The sequence below is a fragment of the Microvirga alba genome, assembly GCF_015694465.1.
GTDB classification, from domain to species: domain Bacteria; phylum Pseudomonadota; class Alphaproteobacteria; order Rhizobiales; family Beijerinckiaceae; genus Microvirga; species Microvirga alba.
In genome coordinates, this window is record NZ_JADQDO010000002.1 from 137,148 (window position 1) to 153,081 (window position 15,934).

The 15,934-nt window shown below is 64.1% G+C and carries 13 protein-coding genes; 10 read left to right on the plus strand and 3 right to left on the minus strand.

The window, feature by feature from the left end:
• Window positions 1-25 precede the first annotated feature (25 nt).
• From I2H38_RS04985 to yddG, 3 genes are all read left to right on the plus strand, one after another.
• Window positions 26-1,204: an acetyl-CoA C-acetyltransferase gene (locus I2H38_RS04985; RefSeq protein WP_196270729.1), complete on the plus strand. Its 1,179-nt coding sequence runs from the start codon at window positions 26-28 to the stop codon at window positions 1,202-1,204.
• Between the two features lie 164 nt (window positions 1,205-1,368).
• Entirely contained in the window at window positions 1,369-2,094 is a 726-nt protein-coding gene (gene phbB / locus I2H38_RS04990; protein WP_196270730.1) for an acetoacetyl-CoA reductase, read from the plus strand.
• 60 nt (window positions 2,095-2,154) lie between these two features.
• Window positions 2,155-3,054 carry an aromatic amino acid exporter YddG gene (yddG, locus tag I2H38_RS04995; RefSeq protein WP_196270731.1) on the plus strand — a complete coding sequence of 300 codons (900 nt, stop codon included), beginning with the start codon at window positions 2,155-2,157 and terminating at the stop codon, window positions 3,052-3,054.
• Window positions 3,055-3,112: 58 nt separating this feature from the next.
• Here the strand turns inward: yddG and I2H38_RS05000 are convergent, their stop codons facing one another.
• Together I2H38_RS05000 and gloB are read right to left on the minus strand one after the other, a co-directional pair.
• Entirely contained in the window at window positions 3,113-3,865 is a 753-nt protein-coding gene (locus I2H38_RS05000; RefSeq protein ID WP_196270732.1) for a GNAT family N-acetyltransferase, read from the minus strand.
• An 85-nt stretch (window positions 3,866-3,950) separates the two neighbouring features.
• Complete coding sequence (gene gloB / locus I2H38_RS05005) at window positions 3,951-4,718, minus strand: hydroxyacylglutathione hydrolase (protein ID WP_196270733.1); 768 nt, start codon at window positions 4,716-4,718, stop codon at window positions 3,951-3,953.
• Between the two features lie 119 nt (window positions 4,719-4,837).
• Here gloB and I2H38_RS05010 point away from each other — a divergent pair, with 119 nt between their 5' ends.
• The 6 genes from I2H38_RS05010 to I2H38_RS05035 all read left to right on the plus strand — a co-directional run bounded on the left by I2H38_RS05010 (window position 4,838) and on the right by I2H38_RS05035 (window position 10,631).
• Window positions 4,838-5,587 (plus strand): class I SAM-dependent methyltransferase, encoded by a 750-nt coding sequence (locus I2H38_RS05010; protein ID WP_196270734.1) that lies wholly within the window; start codon window positions 4,838-4,840, stop codon window positions 5,585-5,587.
• A gap of 37 nt (window positions 5,588-5,624) precedes the next feature.
• Window positions 5,625-6,026, plus strand: coding sequence for a DUF2306 domain-containing protein (locus I2H38_RS05015; protein ID WP_196270735.1), 402 nt, complete (start codon window positions 5,625-5,627; stop codon window positions 6,024-6,026).
• Window positions 6,027-6,128: 102 nt separating this feature from the next.
• Complete coding sequence (locus I2H38_RS05020; protein WP_196270736.1) at window positions 6,129-7,082, plus strand: acetyl-CoA carboxylase carboxyltransferase subunit alpha; 954 nt, start codon at window positions 6,129-6,131, stop codon at window positions 7,080-7,082.
• 67 nt (window positions 7,083-7,149) lie between these two features.
• On the plus strand, window positions 7,150-8,241 hold the full coding sequence (locus I2H38_RS05025) for a D-alanine--D-alanine ligase family protein (protein ID WP_196270737.1): 1,092 nt from the start codon (window positions 7,150-7,152) through the stop codon (window positions 8,239-8,241).
• A gap of 144 nt (window positions 8,242-8,385) precedes the next feature.
• A complete protein-coding gene (locus tag I2H38_RS05030; protein ID WP_196270738.1) occupies window positions 8,386-9,720 on the plus strand; it encodes a L,D-transpeptidase family protein in 1,335 nt (444 codons plus the stop codon).
• 113 nt (window positions 9,721-9,833) lie between these two features.
• The gene (locus I2H38_RS05035) at window positions 9,834-10,631 is read left to right on the plus strand and encodes a L,D-transpeptidase family protein (protein WP_196270739.1); all 798 of its coding nucleotides are present in this window, start codon (window positions 9,834-9,836) and stop codon (window positions 10,629-10,631) included.
• Window positions 10,632-11,717: 1,086 nt separating this feature from the next.
• Here I2H38_RS05035 and secA read toward each other — a convergent pair.
• Complete coding sequence (gene secA, locus I2H38_RS05040; RefSeq protein WP_196270740.1) at window positions 11,718-14,531, minus strand: preprotein translocase subunit SecA; 2,814 nt, start codon at window positions 14,529-14,531, stop codon at window positions 11,718-11,720.
• A gap of 281 nt (window positions 14,532-14,812) precedes the next feature.
• Between secA and I2H38_RS05045 the strand changes: the two genes are divergently transcribed.
• Window positions 14,813-15,697, plus strand: coding sequence for a peptidylprolyl isomerase (locus I2H38_RS05045; RefSeq protein ID WP_196270741.1), 885 nt, complete (start codon window positions 14,813-14,815; stop codon window positions 15,695-15,697).
• Window positions 15,698-15,934: the final 237 nt, after the last annotated feature.

Sequence of the window (15,934 nt, forward strand, 5' to 3'; positions counted from 1 at the left end):
CGGCATGCCAGCATAGGAGACAGGAATGGCCCGAGACAGCATCGTCATCGTCGGCGCGGCGCGCACACCCGTCGGCTCGTTCAACGGAGCCTTCGCCAATACCCCCGCCCATGAGCTCGGCGCGGTCGCCATCAAGGCAGCACTCGAGCGCGCCAAGGTCGACGCGGCCGAGGTCGACGAAGTGATTCTCGGCCAGATCCTCACCGCCGCGCAAGGGCAGAACCCGGCCCGCCAGGCCGCTATGGCGGCCGGCGTCCCGCAGGAAAAGACCGCCTGGGGCCTGAACCAGCTCTGCGGCTCGGGTCTGCGTACGGTCGCCATCGGCCTGCAACAGATCGCCAATGGCGACGCCAACATCATCGTCGCCGGCGGCCAGGAATCCATGTCGCAGGCCCCGCACGCAGCCTATATGCGCAGCGGCACCAAGATGGGCGATTTCAAGCTCGTCGACACCATGCTCAAGGACGGCCTGATTGACGCCTTCCACGGCTATCACATGGGCACCACCGCCGAGAACGTGGCTCAACGCTGGCAACTGACCCGCGAGGAGCAGGATCTTTTCGCGGTCGCCTCGCAGAACAAGGCGGAGGCCGCGCAGAAGGCCGGCCGCTTCAAGGATGAAATCGTGCCGGTCACGATCTCTTCCCGCAAAGGCGACATCGTCGTGGATCAGGACGAATACATCCGCCCCGGCACCACGCTCGATGCGGTCGCCAAACTCAAGCCCGCCTTCTCGAAGGACGGCACGGTTACCGCCGGCAACGCATCAGGCATCAATGACGGTGCGGCAGCCATCGTTCTGATGACGGAATCCGAGGCCAAGAGGCGCGGACTGACCCCGCTCGCCCGCATCGCCTCCTGGGCAACGTCCGGCGTCGACCCCGCGGTGATGGGAACGGGCCCGATTCCTTCTTCGCGCAAGGCGCTGGAGAAGGCTGGCTGGAAAGTGTCCGACCTCGACCTCGTCGAGGCGAACGAGGCCTTCGCGGCTCAGGCGATCGCGGTCAACAAGGATATGGGCTGGGATCCGGCCATCGTGAACGTCAATGGCGGCGCCATCGCCATCGGCCACCCGATCGGAGCGTCCGGCGGACGCGTGCTCGTCACGCTCCTGCACGAAATGGCCCGCCGCGACGCCAAGAAGGGCCTTGCCACGCTGTGCATCGGCGGCGGCATGGGCATCGCGATGTGCGTCGAGCGCTAATCGAGCATCTCGGCATAGCTCTAAAGTTGCGACGCTCCCCTTCTAGGACCGTGAATGAGTCCTAAGCTATGCTGTAAGGCGGCGCGGCTCGATCCGAGCCGCCTCAACAGCAAGACGGGTCCGGCAGAGACCTGCTTGGGAACGGTCCTGGGAAGGAGAACGACATGGCGCGCGTCGCATTGGTCACCGGTGGCACTCGCGGCATCGGTGCCGCGATTTCGACGGCCCTGAAGCAGGCGGGTTACAAGGTCGCCGCGAATTATGGCGGCAACGATGAAGCCGCGAACGCATTCAAGGCCGAGACTGGCATTCCGGTCTACAAATTCGACGTGTCCGACCCTGCTGCTTGCGAGGCGGGCATCAAGACCGTGGCTTCCGAACTCGGACCCATCGACATCCTGGTCAACAACGCGGGCATCACGCGGGACGTCACCTTCCACCGCATGACCTTCGAGCAATGGTCCGCCGTGATGCGCACCAATCTCGATTCCATGTTCACCTGCACCCGGCCCGTGATCGAGGGAATGCGCGAGCGCGGCTTCGGGCGCATCATCATCATTTCCTCCATCAACGGCCAGAAAGGCCAGATGGGGCAGGCTAATTATTCCGCGGCCAAGGCCGGTGTCATCGGCTTCGCGAAGGCGCTCGCGCAGGAAAACGCCAGTCGCGGGGTCACCGTCAACGTCATCGCGCCGGGCTATATCGCCACCGAGATGGTCAAGGCGGTGCCCGAGGAGATCCTCAAGACGAAGGTCCTGCCGCTGATCCCGGTTGGCCGTCTGGGCGAGGCCGAGGAGATCGCGCGCGGCGTTCTCTTCCTGGCGGCTGACGATGCCGGGTTCGTCACCGGTTCGACCCTGACCATGAATGGCGGCCAGTACATGACTTAGCCGAAAGATAGTATCCGGCGCTTCTTCGCTTCGACCGGAAAGACATGCTAGTGGCGGGGCATGACGACACGCACCGCCACTTCCATCGGCCTTTTCGCCGTCCTTTTCTGGTCTCTCCTTGCCGTCCTCACGGCGGCAACCGGAAAAATCCCGCCGTTCCAGCTTGCCGCGATGACCTTCCTGGTTGGCGGCCTCGTCGGCATGACGAGTTGGATCGTTCGTCCGCAAGGACTGAAAGCGCTCTATCAGAAGCCCATGGTGTGGGCGCTCGGCCTCGGCGGTCTGTTCGGCTATCACGCCCTCTATTTCGCGGCTTTGCGCATGGCGCCGCCGGCGGAAGCGGGGCTTCTCAACTATCTCTGGCCGTTGCTGATCGTGCTGTTTTCCTCCCTGCTGCCGGGCGAGCATCTGCGGCGCGCGCATGTGGTGGGCGCGCTATTGGGATTTGCGGGCGTCGCGGTACTGATCGCCGGACGTGGTGCGCTCGACGCGAGGGCCGAGTACGTGCCCGGATATGTCTGCGCCTTCATCGCCGCCTTCGTTTGGGCGACCTATTCCGTTCTGTCCCGACGCTTCGGCGAGGTGCCGACGGATGCGGTGGCCGGCTTCTGCCTCATGACCTCGCTTCTGAGCCTCCTCTGCCACTTGGTGTTCGAGACGACCGTTTGGCCGGAAACCACCTCGCAATGGCTGGCGCTTCTGGCGCTCGGCATCGGGCCGGTGGGCGCGGCCTTTTATGTCTGGGATATTGGCATGAAGCGCGGCGACATTCGGCTTCTCGGCGTCGCGTCCTACGCAACCCCGGTTCTATCGACCCTGCTTCTGGTCGCCGCCGGTTATGCCGAGCCGTCCGCGACGCTCGCGATCTCCTGCGGACTGATCGTGCTCGGCGCGTTGGTGGCGACGCTGATGCCCAGAGCATTTTCCGCAGGAGCGGGAACCGATTCTGCGCCAAAATAAGAGTCCGTTTGAAAAAGCCACGGCCCCGGAATGGCGCGGCTCAATTCTCAAAACGTCTCTAAGAGCGCGGGGGCATAACCCGGTGCGTGTAGCGATAGGCGGGCCGGAACCCGAACGTGCCGTACAGCGAACGGGCGATTGCGTTTTCCTCGCGCACCTGCAGATAAGCGGTATGCGCGCCCTCACGACGTCCCCAGGCCATGAGGCTGCCGACGATGCGTCGCCCAAGGCCGATGCCGCGAAGGTCCGGTGAGACGACGATGTCGTAGAGACCGACATAACCCCGCTCGACCACGCCAAGGCCCCAGGCGACGGGCCGATCGTCGAGGCGAAGCGTCGCGAAAGCCGCCTTCTGGCGAATGCGCGAAACGATTGCCAGAAGCGTCGCGTCATCCGCCTTGTCGCCGCCGTACGATTGGGCCGCGTCTCGCACCCAATGCTTCGAGGCCTCGGGCTCGAGGAGAACCTCGACATCCGGATCGTGGTCGCCATCGAGAGGGGCCGCCAGAACATAGGTCGGCTCAATATCCTGGAAGCCCCGCTCGGCCAGAAGCCCGCCGACCTCGGGTGCTTCGAGCCCGTTAAGGCGGAAAGTCGGGCGCACATTGGCCTCGATGAAGCGGGCGATCATGTAATCGAGCAGCGCCTCGTCGAGCGCTGCACCAGCCAGAAAGGGCGTCGCGGAATTGGCCCGTTTTGAATAGCCGTTCGCAAGCCGCAGGATCCACCCGTCATAGGCCTGATAATCGAACGAGGGCCACGCATTCAGAAGGCGGCTCTCAAGGCCGAGGATGAGATTGTGATCGGTCATGGCTTGGTCACGGGTTCCCTGGAGCAGGATCCGAAAAGGGAGCTCCGGTCCTTCGGAAAAATCGCGCGATATGAAAACCTTTGCGTCAGAACCTGTTCTTCCATTCGCGCAGGGCCTGGAAGACCTCGACCGGCTTCGCGCCCTCCTTATGAACAGCTTTCGCCAAAGCGGGCTCCCCTGCGCGCAGGAACGGGTTGGTCGCTTTCTCCGCGCCGATAGTGGTCGGCACCAGGAAACGGCCTTGCGCCTTTGCGGCTTCGGCCTCCGCCATGCGGGCTTTCAGGGCCTGGTTGTCCGGATCGGCGGCAAGCGCGAAGCGGGCATTGGAGAGAGTGTAGTCGTGGCCGCAGAAGACCCGCGCTTCATCGGGCAGAGCCGCAAGACGCTGCAGCGATGACCATAGTTCGGCATAGGTGCCTTCCAGAACCCGGCCGCATCCGAGCGTGAAAAGCGTGTCGCCGGCGAACAGATCCCGGTCCGCCGCGAACCAATACGAGACATGATCGGCGCAATGACCCGGCGTTTCCCACACATGGGCCTGCAGGTCGCCCACGTGGACCGTATCGCCCTCACGCACCAGCGCGTCGGCGAGGGGAACGTGGTCCCGCGCCTTCCATGGCGCGACGACACGGCAGCCCGTGCGGCGTTTCAAGGGTTCGATCGCCTGGACATGATCCCCATGGCGGTGCGTCACGAGAATATCGGAGAGCCGCCAGCCGGTTTGCGCCAGGGCAGCGAGAATCGGCTTCTCCTCCGGCGCGTCGATCGCCGCGCAGGCCCCCGTGTTGGGGTCGTAGACAAGAGCGCCGATATTGTCGTCGAGACAGCGAAAAACGTGAACCTGGGCGGGCATGCAGGAAACCTTGTCTTGATGCTTCACGAGCTATCATGGGACAGTTCGGCGATGAAACCAGATCTTGATCGATCGCGCCGATATTTGACAGGCCGGACCACACGCCGGACGGACAAGGCATGAGCATCGACATCACTGACCTGCGCAGCTTCTATGCCAGCCCGTTGGGGAGCATAACCCAGCGCTTCGTGGGGCGGGCCATCGGCCGTTTCTGGGGGCCGCTGACGGGTCTGCGCGTGCTGGGTCTCGGCTATGCGCCACCCTATATGGCGACGGTGCGGGAAGCCTGTGAACGAGCGCTCGTCTTCATGCCCGCGAGTCAGGGCGTCATCCATTGGCCAAACACCGGTGCTTCGGCCTCCGCGCTCGTTGATCCCCTCACGATGCCTCTTCCCGATGCCTCGATCGACCGGGTGCTCCTGGTCCACGCGCTTGAGACGGTGGAAAGCCCGAGCGAACTTCTGCACGAGATCTGGCGCATTCTCACGCCCGGCGGCCGGATTATCATGGTGGCCCCTAACCGGCGCGGATTGTGGGCGCGCATGGACACGACACCCTTCGGCTACGGCCAGCCCTATAGCCGCTCCCAGTTGAAAAGCCTGATGCGGCAGACCTGGTTTTCCCCGGAAGGCTGGGCGGAGACGCTCTACATGCCGCCCCTGCGCAACCGCTTTCTGCTCCAGACGGCCCAGGCATGGGAGCAGGTCGGCATCGGGTTCTCGCTGCCCTTCGCCGGGCTTCATATCGTGGAAGCGACGAAGCAGCTTTACCGGCCCGGCGCGGTCCGCGTCGTGCGGCGGGCAAGCCGTGTGGCTCCGGTTTTCATTCCAGCCCCCGCCTCGCGGGTTTCGACACAATCGGAACCCTAACCCATCAATTCCTTTCTCCCGGTAGGATCCCAGCCCCATGTCCCTGGCCCCCCTGATCGCCGCGCCCCTTCTGATCCAGATTCACGCGGCAGCGGCAACGGCGGCGCTTGCCCTCGGCGGCTACCAGATGGCCTCCATCAAAGGCTCGAAAGCCCATCGTCGTCTGGGCTGGAGCTGGGTCGCCTTGATGGCCCTGGTTGCGGCCACCTCGCTGGGGATCGTGTCCAACTGGCCCGTGGTCGGGCGGTTCGGGCCAATCCACGGCCTGTCGGCCCTCGTACTCATCACCCTGCCCCTCGCGGTCCTTCACGCCCGACGCGGGCGGATCGCGAACCATCGCTCTGCGATGCGGGGCCTTTTCTTGGGCGGCCTCGTCATCGCGGGACTGTTCACGCTTTTGCCTGGGCGATTGATGTATCATGTGGTCTTTGGGGGCTAATTCAGCCTCCAACTTGACTTGGGGCCGTCAAATCGCCAGTGTCCGCCCGTTCCGGCGGGGGCTGCTGAAGTCAGCGCCGGTTTTTCATTTTCATAGAGTCTGATGCGCAGCTACCTCGATTTCGAAAAGCCCGTCGCCGAACTGGAAGCCAAGGTCGAAGAGCTTCGGGCGCTCGGAGAGAACCGGGACGCCGTCTCGATCTCGGACGATATCACTCGGCTCGAAAACAAGGCCTCGGACGCCTTGCGGGACCTCTATGCCAAGCTCACGCCCTGGCAGAAGACCCTCGTCGCCCGTCACCCACAACGGCCTCACTTCATCGATTACTGCTCCGGGCTGATCACCGAATTCACCCCGCTCGCGGGCGACCGCAAATTCGCGGAGGATGAGGCCATCGTCGGCGGCTTCGGCCGGTTCCGCGGCCAGGCCGTCTGCGTGATGGGCCAGGAAAAGGGCTTCAACACCGAAACCCGCATCCGGCACAATTTCGGCATGGCCCGGCCCGAGGGCTATCGCAAGGCCGTGCGCCTGATGGAGCTGGCGGACCGCTTCGGCCTGCCGGTCATCTGCTTCGTGGACACGGCGGGCGCTTATCCCGGCATCGAGGCCGAGGAGCGCGGACAGGCCGAGGCCATCGCCCGTTCGACCGAAATGCAGCTCTCGCTCGGCGTGCCGAACGTGTCCGTCGTCATCGGCGAAGGCGGTTCGGGCGGCGCGATCGCGATTGCCACCGCCAACAAGGTCTTGATGCTGGAACACGCGATCTACAGCGTGATTTCGCCGGAAGGCGCGGCCTCGATCCTGTGGCGCGATTCGGCCCGGGCGCAGGATGCGGCCACCAACATGAAGATCACCGCCCAGGATCTGCGCCGCCTCGGCATCATCGACGGTATCGTGGGCGAGCCCATGGGCGGCGCTCACCGCGACCCCAAGGCCGCCATCGCCTCGACCGGCAACGCCATCGAGGAAGCGCTCCTGGATCTCGGCAATATGGGACCGTCGGAGCTGCGCGATCACCGGGCCGAGAAGTTCCTCAATATCGGCCGCAAGCTCTAAAACCCGTTCCTTTAGCAATGTTTCAATCTCTCCGGCCGTACTTGGTTACCGGCCGGAGGGTGAATGCATGAACCATACGCGAAAAGTCGTCGGGCTGTTGTTCGGCGGACGCTCGGCGGAGCACGACGTTTCCAGAATGTCGGCCGCCAACATCCTTCGCGCGCTCGATCCTGCCCACTACGAGATCGTGCCCATCGGCATCCGCCGCGACGGGCGCTGGTTTTTGGGCAATGCCGCCGCTACCGACGCCAAATCCCTCGAAATCCCCTCCGACGCCCCGGAAGTGACGCTGCCTCCCGGCCGGAACGGCGAGCTCTTTGCCTTGGGCGATGCCTCGCGCGCTCCGCTGCGACTCGACGTGGTGTTCCCGGTGCTGCACGGGCCGAACGGCGAGGATGGGACCGTCCAGGGGCTCTTGGAGCTGGCAGGCGTTCCTTATGTCGGCTCAGGCGTCATGGGCTCCGCCGCCAGCATGGACAAGGATGTCGCCAAGCGCCTTTTGCGCGATGCCGGGCTCCCCATCGTCCCCTACCTGACGCTGACCGACCACGACCCGGTGGATTATATCGCTGCGACCGTAGCGGTCGGCTCGCCCGAGCTTTTCATCAAACCGGCGAATATGGGCTCCTCGGTCGGCGTTTCGCCGGCCAAAACGCCGGCGGAGTTCGCGCGGGCCTGTGAGCTCGCCTTCCGCTATGACCGCAAGATTATTGTGGAACGCAGCGTCGCTGGAGCACGCGAGATCGAATGCTCGGTGCTGGAGGAAGCCTCCGGAGCGTTGCGCGCCTCGCCGCTCGGCGAGATCGTCCCCGCGAGCAGCCACGGCTTTTATAGCTACGATGCGAAATATGAGGATGCGGCGGGTGCGGATTTGCGCATCCCGGCGGCCCTTTCGCCAGAGCAGGCCCGCCACGCGCAGGAGCTGGCCATCGCGGCCTTCCGGGTTCTCTGTTGCGAGGGCCTTGCCCGCGTCGACTTCTTCATCGATCCGCGCGACCCCAAAAGCCTGTTCGTCAACGAGATCAACACGCTTCCGGGATTTACCGCGATCAGCATGTATCCCAAGCTTTGGGAGGCGGGCGGATTGCCGCAGCGTGGCCTGATGGAAGCGTTGATTGGCCACGCTTTGGCCCGTGACCAGCGCAAAACACAGCCTTAAGCGCCGCTGCGGCTTACCTCCTCTTAACCATAACTCAATAACCCCAACCCTTGCAGTAAGCTTGAGTTAACGCTAACGATTTAGTCAGGTTGGGGAACTGTCTCGGCATCAATGACCGGGCAGATCAAGAATGCGGGGTCCCCCATGATGAAGCGTTTCGCATTGGCCGCGAGCCTCGCGCTCGCGCTCGCAGCCTGCCAGGATGACAGCTTCTCGCGAAGCTCGACGCGCCACCTGTCGCCGATTCCGGCAGCCACCATGTCTCTCATGGCCCAGAAGGGAATGTCGAAAAGCGATCCGATCCTGATCCGCTCCTACAAGAAGGAGTCGGAGATGGAGATCTGGAAGCGCGGCTCCGACGGCCGATACGCCCTTCTCAAGACCTATCCCATCTGCCGCTGGTCCGGCCAGCTCGGCCCGAAGGTCCGCGAAGGCGACCGCCAGGCGCCGGAGGGCTTCTACACGGTCACGCCCGGCCAGATGAACCCGAATTCGGCCTATTACCTGTCCTTCGATACGGGCTTCCCGAACGCTTACGACCGCTCCTTCGGTCGAACCGGCGGCAACCTCATGGTGCACGGCTCGTGCTCGTCGCGCGGCTGCTTCGCCATGACGGACCAGAACATCGCCGAGATCTACGCCCTGGCCCGTGAAGCCCTCGGTAGCGGCCAGCGCGGCTTCCAGTTCCAGTCCTACCCGTTCCGGATGAATGCCTACAACATGGCCGAGCACCGCCTCGACCCGAACATGGCCTTCTGGAAGAACCTGAAGGAAGGCTCGGACTACTTCGAGCTAACCAAGGAAGAGCCGCGCGTTTCGGTGGCCAACCACCGCTACCAGTTCAACGTCGCCGATGCGGGCGCTGATTCCGCCGTGGCGCAGAAGCAGCAGCAGGACGAGCAGGAAACGGCCAATCTGGTCGCCCGCGGCGTCCAGCCGATCAAGCTCGTCTACAATGACGGCGATTCGCACGAATCCTTCCGCCAGGCTCTCTCCAGCGCAATGGGCGCGGACGGTTCCCTCGTGGTCGAGGGCCGCATGCGCGACAAATTCGGCGATGTCAGCCGTCCCGAGGGCCTGTCTTCCGGCCCGCAGCGGATCGCGCTCGATGCCTCCGGCAAGCCGAAGGCGGAAGCGCCCTCGACGACCGTCGCAGCCATGAACCAGCCTGCCCCGGCGCCTGCCCCTGCCCCCGCGCCGGAGAAGGTTGCGGCGATCGCTCCCGCCCCGCAGGCCGCCCCTGCCGCCACCGGGTCATCGTCCTCGGAGACGCCGTTCTACAAGAAGATGTTCAACAGCGTCGGCGACCTGTTCGGCAACTCCACCACGTCGCAGCCCGCGACCGAGACGGCGCAGGCCCCGGCGACCACGCCGGCCGTGTCACCGCTCCCGCCCCAGCGCAATGCAACGCCGGCCGCAAAGGCCCCGCAGCGTCGCGCCCAAGGCGGCTCGACGATCAACGTGGCGGCGGCGAACTGATTCGGCCCAGCACGAGACAAGAATGATAAAGGCCCGCCTCATCGGCGGGCTTTTTCTTAGCCTCGGGATAATTCCGTAACGCCTCGCCAATCCCTGCCTATGTGATGCTCCCGATGCGCCGACTGCTTGCGATCGTTGTCATTCTTGTTCTCGCCGCGTGTGCCAGCATCACCATTCTCCGTCCGCAGCTTTTGCAGAGCGCCTCCGATCGAGCGATCAGGGTGGTTGCACTGATCGCGCCGGAGCTCGCCATCAGCCTCCGGCACGGCGCGGCAAAACCAGTATCCGCGCGGCTTGGGGAGAGGGGTTTTAGCCTGGGCGCAGCCGCCTTCATCCGCATCTTCAAGCAGGAAAGCGAACTCGAAGTCTGGCTCTCGCGAAATGGGATTTACGAGCTGTTCGCGACCTATCCGATCTGCACATGGTCGGGCGCGCTCGGGCCCAAGATCGCCGAGGGCGACGGCCAGAGCCCCGAGGGCTTTTACGCGGTCGACCTGAAGCAGCTCAACCCGAACAGCGCCTATTATCGCGCCTTCAATCTCGGATTCCCGAACGCTTATGACCGCGCCCACGGACGCACCGGATCATTCCTGATGGTCCACGGCGACTGCCTCTCTATCGGCTGCTACGCCATGACGGACAAGGGGATCGATGACATCTACGCCATCGTCGAAGCGGCTCTGCGTGAGGGGCAGCGCGAGGTCCCCGTGCATGCCTTCCCGTTCCGCATGACGGGGGACAAGCTGGCCGCGACGGAAGGGCATCGCTGGGCGGCCTATTGGGCCAATCTCAAGGAAGGTCACGATCTGTTCGAGACGACAAAGACGCCGCCCACCGCGTCGGTTTGCGGCGGACGATATGCGTTCGATGCGTCCATCTCGGGTCAATGCCAGAGGATTGCGTCCCCATAGGCGCTGTGCGCCTCTTCACTCGCCAGCGGGTCGGAAGATCGGAGCCGTGGTTGGGGAGCGGCGTGCTCCGGCGGATACCGTGCCCGCATTCCGCCATCACTCACCCGGTCGAACCACCCCCACCCCTGACCCCTCTCCCGTTGCGGAGAGGTCGAGAGAAGCAAGGGTGAGGGGGGCGCGTTATCCGAAAGAGGGCACAACCACCCCAACCCTCTCCCGCCGGGAGAGGGAGCAGGCGCGCCTCGCGATGGCCCCTGCGGCGGGTCCGGGGTGTCGAAAAGGGATGTCAAAGAACAAGCGGGTGCGGGCTCGGGGCTGAAAAAGCCCCAAGCCTGAGAAGCGATCGAGGGTGGCGCGACGTGCGGTCCGGCTCGATGATGGCAATGAGATGTGAGAGCCGGCTGGCACCTCGCGCACGGTTCTTTTAGGCGGACAGGCGGCGTTGGCTCCAACAGTTGCCCGTGGCGGACACCGTCTGCAAGAGACGGGCGGCCCCGGACCAACCTGAGCCCTCGGCACAGCCTGGGCCTCCCGCCGAATGGGGTTGCGTCACCCCATCCGCGGGACCGTGCCCGACCCCACAATCACGACGCCTCGCGAGCGCGCCCCTCGGTGGGTCGGGACAACGCCAACATGGATCAAACTGGGAATAATGTCAAGAACAAAAAAAGAACATGCCCTTCGTTCGTCATTTCGGATCGAGGGCACCCCCATCATTCCGGGACGGCCCGCAGGGCCGGGCCCGGAACCCATAAACGCTGACGGGTCAGGACAGGATGCGGCGGCTGTCGGTGCGTCTTGTTCGTAAAGCTCGGCGTTTATGGGTTCCGGGCTCCGCTTTCGCGGCCCCGGAATGACGGGGTGGTGCCCCTGTCATCCCCGGCAGCCATCAGGCCGAAGCGGATCGATTGGAACCCGCCGAGGCTGGTCGTGGATTCCCTTCCCCTCCGCTGCGCTTCGGCCGGGAATGACACCGTTGTCCGTCACGGACGGGGTGGCGGCTCGCCGCCCCCTCGCCTCTCCCCGCCGGGGAGATGAAGAAGGGCTATCCTTGCGACCGGAACCGGCTCGGTCAGGGAAAAGCCCTCACGCCACGAATTGCCCGTGGCAGTGCTTGAACTTCTTGCCGGAACCGCACGGGCAGGCTTCGTTGCGGCCGACGCGGCCCCAGGTGGAGGGGTCGTTCGGGTCGCGGGCTTCGACCGGCACGGTCGGGGCTGAGGCTGCGCTAAAGCCGAGCGCCGGGCCCGCGCCGAAGCCGCCGCCTTGCGGCATGTCGAGTTCATTCTCGCCCGTTGCCGGGTCGAGATGCTGCGCGAACATGGGCGGCAGCGACGGCTGTTCGGGCTGCTGGAACACCACCTGGATGCGCATGAGCTGACCCGTCACCTGCTCGCGCAAATGGCCGACCAGGTTGTTGAACAGCTCGAAGGCTTCAGACTTGTACTCGTTCAGCGGATCGCGCTGGGCATAGCCGCGCCAGCCGATGACCTGGCGCAGGTGGTCGAGGGTCACCAGGTGCTCGCGCCAGAGGTGATCGAGGCTCTGCAGCAGAACCTGCTTCTCCACATAGGTCATGACCTCGGACGAATTCGTCTCCACGCGCTGAGCATAAGCCTCGTCCGCCGCCTTGAGGATACGCTCGCGGATCTCGTCGTCGGCGATGCCTTCTTCCTTCGCCCATTCATCGACGGGCAAATCGAGGTTGAGGAAATTCTCCACGCTGCCTTTGAGGCCGGCAACGTCCCATTGCTCCGCATAAGCGTTCGCGGGAATGGCGCGGGAAACGATGTCCTCGACGACGCCATGGCGCATATCATCGATGGTCTCGCGCACGCTCTCTTCGGCCATGAACTCCTTGCGCTGCTCGAACACGACCTTGCGCTGGTCGTTCATGACGTTGTCGTATTTCAGGATGTTCTTGCGGATGTCGAAGTTGCGCGCCTCGACCTTCGCCTGCGCCCGCTCGATCGCCTTGTTGATCCAGGGGTGGATGATCGCCTCATCGTCCTTCAGGCCGAGCTTGGACAGCATGCCGTCCATGCGATCCGACCCGAAGATGCGCATCAGGTCGTCCTGAAGCGACAGGTAGAACTTGGACCGGCCGGGGTCGCCCTGACGGCCCGAACGGCCGCGCAGCTGGTTGTCGATGCGGCGGGATTCGTGGCGCTCGGTGCCGAGCACATAAAGACCGCCGCCGGACAGCGCCCGCTCCTTGAACGAGGCGATTTCCGCCAGGATCTCTTTTTCCTTCGCGGCGCGTTCTTCGCCCTCGATTCCGACAAGCTCGCGCTCGATGCGCATCTTGGCGTTGCCGCCGAGCTGGATGTCGGTGCCGCGACCGGCCATGTTGGTTGCGATCGTGATGGCGCCCGGCACGCCGGCCTGGGCGACGATAAAGGCTTCCTGCTCATGGAAGCGGGCATTCAGCACCGCGAAATAGCGCGTGCCCTTGCCTTCCCGTGCGGCCTTGTAGAGCGGCTCCAGCGCCAGCGGGTTTTCGAAATCGATCAGGGTGAAGCCGTCCTTGATCAAAAGCTCGGCCAGATGCTCCGACTTCTCGATGGACGTCGTGCCGACGAGGATCGGCTGCCCGCGCGCGGAAGCCGCCTCGATGTCGCGGATCACCGCCTTGTACTTCTCTTCCGCCGTCCGATAGACCTCGTCGTCCTCGTCGAGGCGGGATACGGGGCGGTTCGTCGGGATCTCGACCACTTCGAGATTGTAGATTTCGAGGAACTCGTCGGCTTCCGTCGCCGCCGTACCGGTCATGCCGCCGAGCTTGCCGTAAAGCCGGAAATAGTTCTGGAACGTGATGGAGGCGAGCGTCTGGTTCTCGGGCTGAACCTGCACGCGCTCCTTGGCTTCGAGCGCCTGGTGCAGACCTTCCGAATAGCGCCGGCCCGGCATCATGCGGCCGGTGAACTCGTCGATGATGACCACTTCGCCGTTGCGGACGATGTAATCCTTGTCGCGCTGGAACAGGGTGTGGGCCCGCAGGGCCTGGTTCATGTGGTGGACAAGGGTGGCGTTCTGGGCGTCGTAGAGGTCGCCCTCTTTCAAGAGACCCGCCTCGCGGAGCAGTTCCTCGATCTTCTCGTTGCCGGCCTCGGTGAGCGAGACCGAGCGCTGCTTCTCGTCGAGGTCGTAATCGCCCTTGTCGAGTCTCGGAATGACCACGTCGACGGCGTTGTAAAGCTCGGAGCGGTCGTCGAGCGGGCCGGAGATGATAAGCGGCGTACGGGCCTCGTCGATCAGGATCGAGTCCACCTCGTCGACGATCGCGAAGTTGTGGCCGCGCTGGACCATCTGCGCCATCTCGTACTTCATGTTATCGCGAAGATAATCGAAGCCGTATTCGTTGTTGGTGCCGTAGGTGATGTCCGCGGCGTAAGCGGCGGCGCGGTCGGCATCCTCGATGCCGTGGACGATCACGCCGACGGAAAGGCCGAGGAAGCGGTAGATCTGGCCCATCCACTCGCTATCGCGGCGGGCGAGGTAGTCGTTGACCGTGACCACATGGACGCCCTTGCCGGACAGCGCATTGAGATAGACCGGCAGGGTCGCGACCAGGGTCTTGCCTTCACCGGTGCGCATTTCGGCGATGGAGCCTTCATGCAGGACCATGCCGCCGAGGAGCTGCACATCGAAATGGCGCTGGCCCAAGGTGCGCTTGGCCGCCTCGCGCACCGTGGCGAAGGCGGGAACCAGAATATCGTCGAGGGTCTTGCCGGCTGCGAGCTGGGCCTTGAACTCCTCCGTCCGCGCCCGGAGCTGCTCGTCGGAGAGGGCCTCCAGCTCGGCCTCCATCGCGTTGATGGCCGCCACTTTTGGCCGGTAGGACTTCAGCCGGCGATCGTTGACCGAGCCAAAGATTTTCTTCGCGAGAGAACCGAACATCGGGAGCCTTCAGAATTCCAGGAACCAAGAGTAACGAGCGATTTGGGCAGGCTTATAGACTTAATTATGCAGGAACGCATCTTAAAGGCTGTGCCCCAGTGGCGCAGCCCGGCTTCCACAAGCTTGGCCGCCCCGGCCCTGTCAAGAGAGCACCTGCCAAGAGGGTCCCCTGCCAAGAGAGATGCTGTGACATAAATATGCCATCGCTTGCAAACGTAAACAGACTAGGCCATCGATCGCCGCTGTCCGTGGGCGGTCTCAAGCTCACTAGAGGATCCTACATGTCATTTTCATTGCAGCTTCGGAAGAGCCTCCTCGCCCTCGGGGTCGCCCTGCCCTTCGCCGCCGGCGCGGCCCTGGCTCAGACGAGCGCCCCCACACCTCCGGCTGCCGCTACGGCGGTCAATCCCGACAAAGTGATCGCCCGCGTCAACGGGACGAACATCACGGAAGCTGACCTCGCGGTCGCGACCGCCGATCCGGCCCTGCAGCTGCCGAACGTTCCCGAAGCGCAGAAGCGCGACATGCTGATCGGTTACCTGATCGATCTCAAGCTCGGCGCCAAGGCCGCCGAAGCCGCCAAGGTCGGCGATACGCCCGATTTCGCCCGCAAGCTCGCCTATACGCGGGACAAGACCCTGCTGGACCAGTATCTGGACCAGGAAGCCAAGAAGGCGGTCACCCCCGAGGCGGCCCGCAAGCTCTATGACGAAACCGCCAAGAGCGTGCCCGCCGAGCAGGAGGTGCGCGCCCGCCACATCCTCGTCGAATCCGAGGAAGAGGCCAAGAAAGCCGCCGCCCGCGTGAAGGGCGGCGAGGACTTCGCCAAGGTCGCAGCCGAACTCTCGAAGGATCCCGGCTCCAAGACCGATGGCGGCGATCTCGGCTTCTTCACCAAGGACCGCATGGTCGAGCCCTTTGCCGAAGCCGCTTTCAAGCTCGAACCCGGCCAGATCTCGGACCCGGTGAAGTCCCAGTTCGGCTGGCACGTCATCAAGGTCGAAGAAAAGCGCTCCAAACCGGTTCCGTCCTTCGAGGAAATGAAGGACCAGGTCGACACCTATCTGGAACGCAAGGCCCAGCAGGATCTGATTGGCGGCCTGCGTCAGAGCGCCAAGATCGAGCGCCTGGACGACAAGGGCAATCTCGTCGAGCAGAAGAAGTGAGGCTTTTTGATCCGCAAGCGGCAAGAACATCTCTTGCCGTAGCGGGGTCTTAGGCCGCTGAGCCCTGCGGGGCCGGAGGCATGAGATTAAAGGCGGGCCGTCGGCTCGCCTTTATTTTTTCGGTGTCCTTAAGACTGTCGGGATGCCGGAATATTCGCGCTCCCGTCCTCAGCCTAGGCGCCACGCGAACGGCGAGAGCTCTTGCTCTGGGGTCCAAACGCCGACGGCACCAGGTAT

Excerpts from the sequence above, each read along its gene's own strand:
- I2H38_RS04985 (WP_196270729.1), top strand. The coding sequence starts at position 26 with ATGGCCCGAGACAGCATCGTCATCGTCGGCGCGGCGCGCACACCCGTC.
- phbB (WP_196270730.1), top strand. The coding sequence starts at position 1,369 with ATGGCGCGCGTCGCATTGGTCACCGGTGGCACTCGCGGCATCGGTGCC.
- yddG (WP_196270731.1), top strand. The coding sequence starts at position 2,155 with ATGACGACACGCACCGCCACTTCCATCGGCCTTTTCGCCGTCCTTTTC.
- I2H38_RS05000 (WP_196270732.1), bottom strand. The coding sequence starts at position 3,865 with ATGACCGATCACAATCTCATCCTCGGCCTTGAGAGCCGCCTTCTGAAT.
- gloB (WP_196270733.1), bottom strand. The coding sequence starts at position 4,718 with ATGCCCGCCCAGGTTCACGTTTTTCGCTGTCTCGACGACAATATCGGC.
- I2H38_RS05010 (WP_196270734.1), top strand. The coding sequence starts at position 4,838 with ATGAGCATCGACATCACTGACCTGCGCAGCTTCTATGCCAGCCCGTTG.
- I2H38_RS05015 (WP_196270735.1), top strand. The coding sequence starts at position 5,625 with ATGTCCCTGGCCCCCCTGATCGCCGCGCCCCTTCTGATCCAGATTCAC.
- I2H38_RS05020 (WP_196270736.1), top strand. The coding sequence starts at position 6,129 with ATGCGCAGCTACCTCGATTTCGAAAAGCCCGTCGCCGAACTGGAAGCC.
- I2H38_RS05025 (WP_196270737.1), top strand. The coding sequence starts at position 7,150 with ATGAACCATACGCGAAAAGTCGTCGGGCTGTTGTTCGGCGGACGCTCG.
- I2H38_RS05030 (WP_196270738.1), top strand. The coding sequence starts at position 8,386 with ATGATGAAGCGTTTCGCATTGGCCGCGAGCCTCGCGCTCGCGCTCGCA.
- I2H38_RS05035 (WP_196270739.1), top strand. The coding sequence starts at position 9,834 with ATGCGCCGACTGCTTGCGATCGTTGTCATTCTTGTTCTCGCCGCGTGT.
- secA (WP_196270740.1), bottom strand. The coding sequence starts at position 14,531 with ATGTTCGGTTCTCTCGCGAAGAAAATCTTTGGCTCGGTCAACGATCGC.
- I2H38_RS05045 (WP_196270741.1), top strand. The coding sequence starts at position 14,813 with ATGTCATTTTCATTGCAGCTTCGGAAGAGCCTCCTCGCCCTCGGGGTC.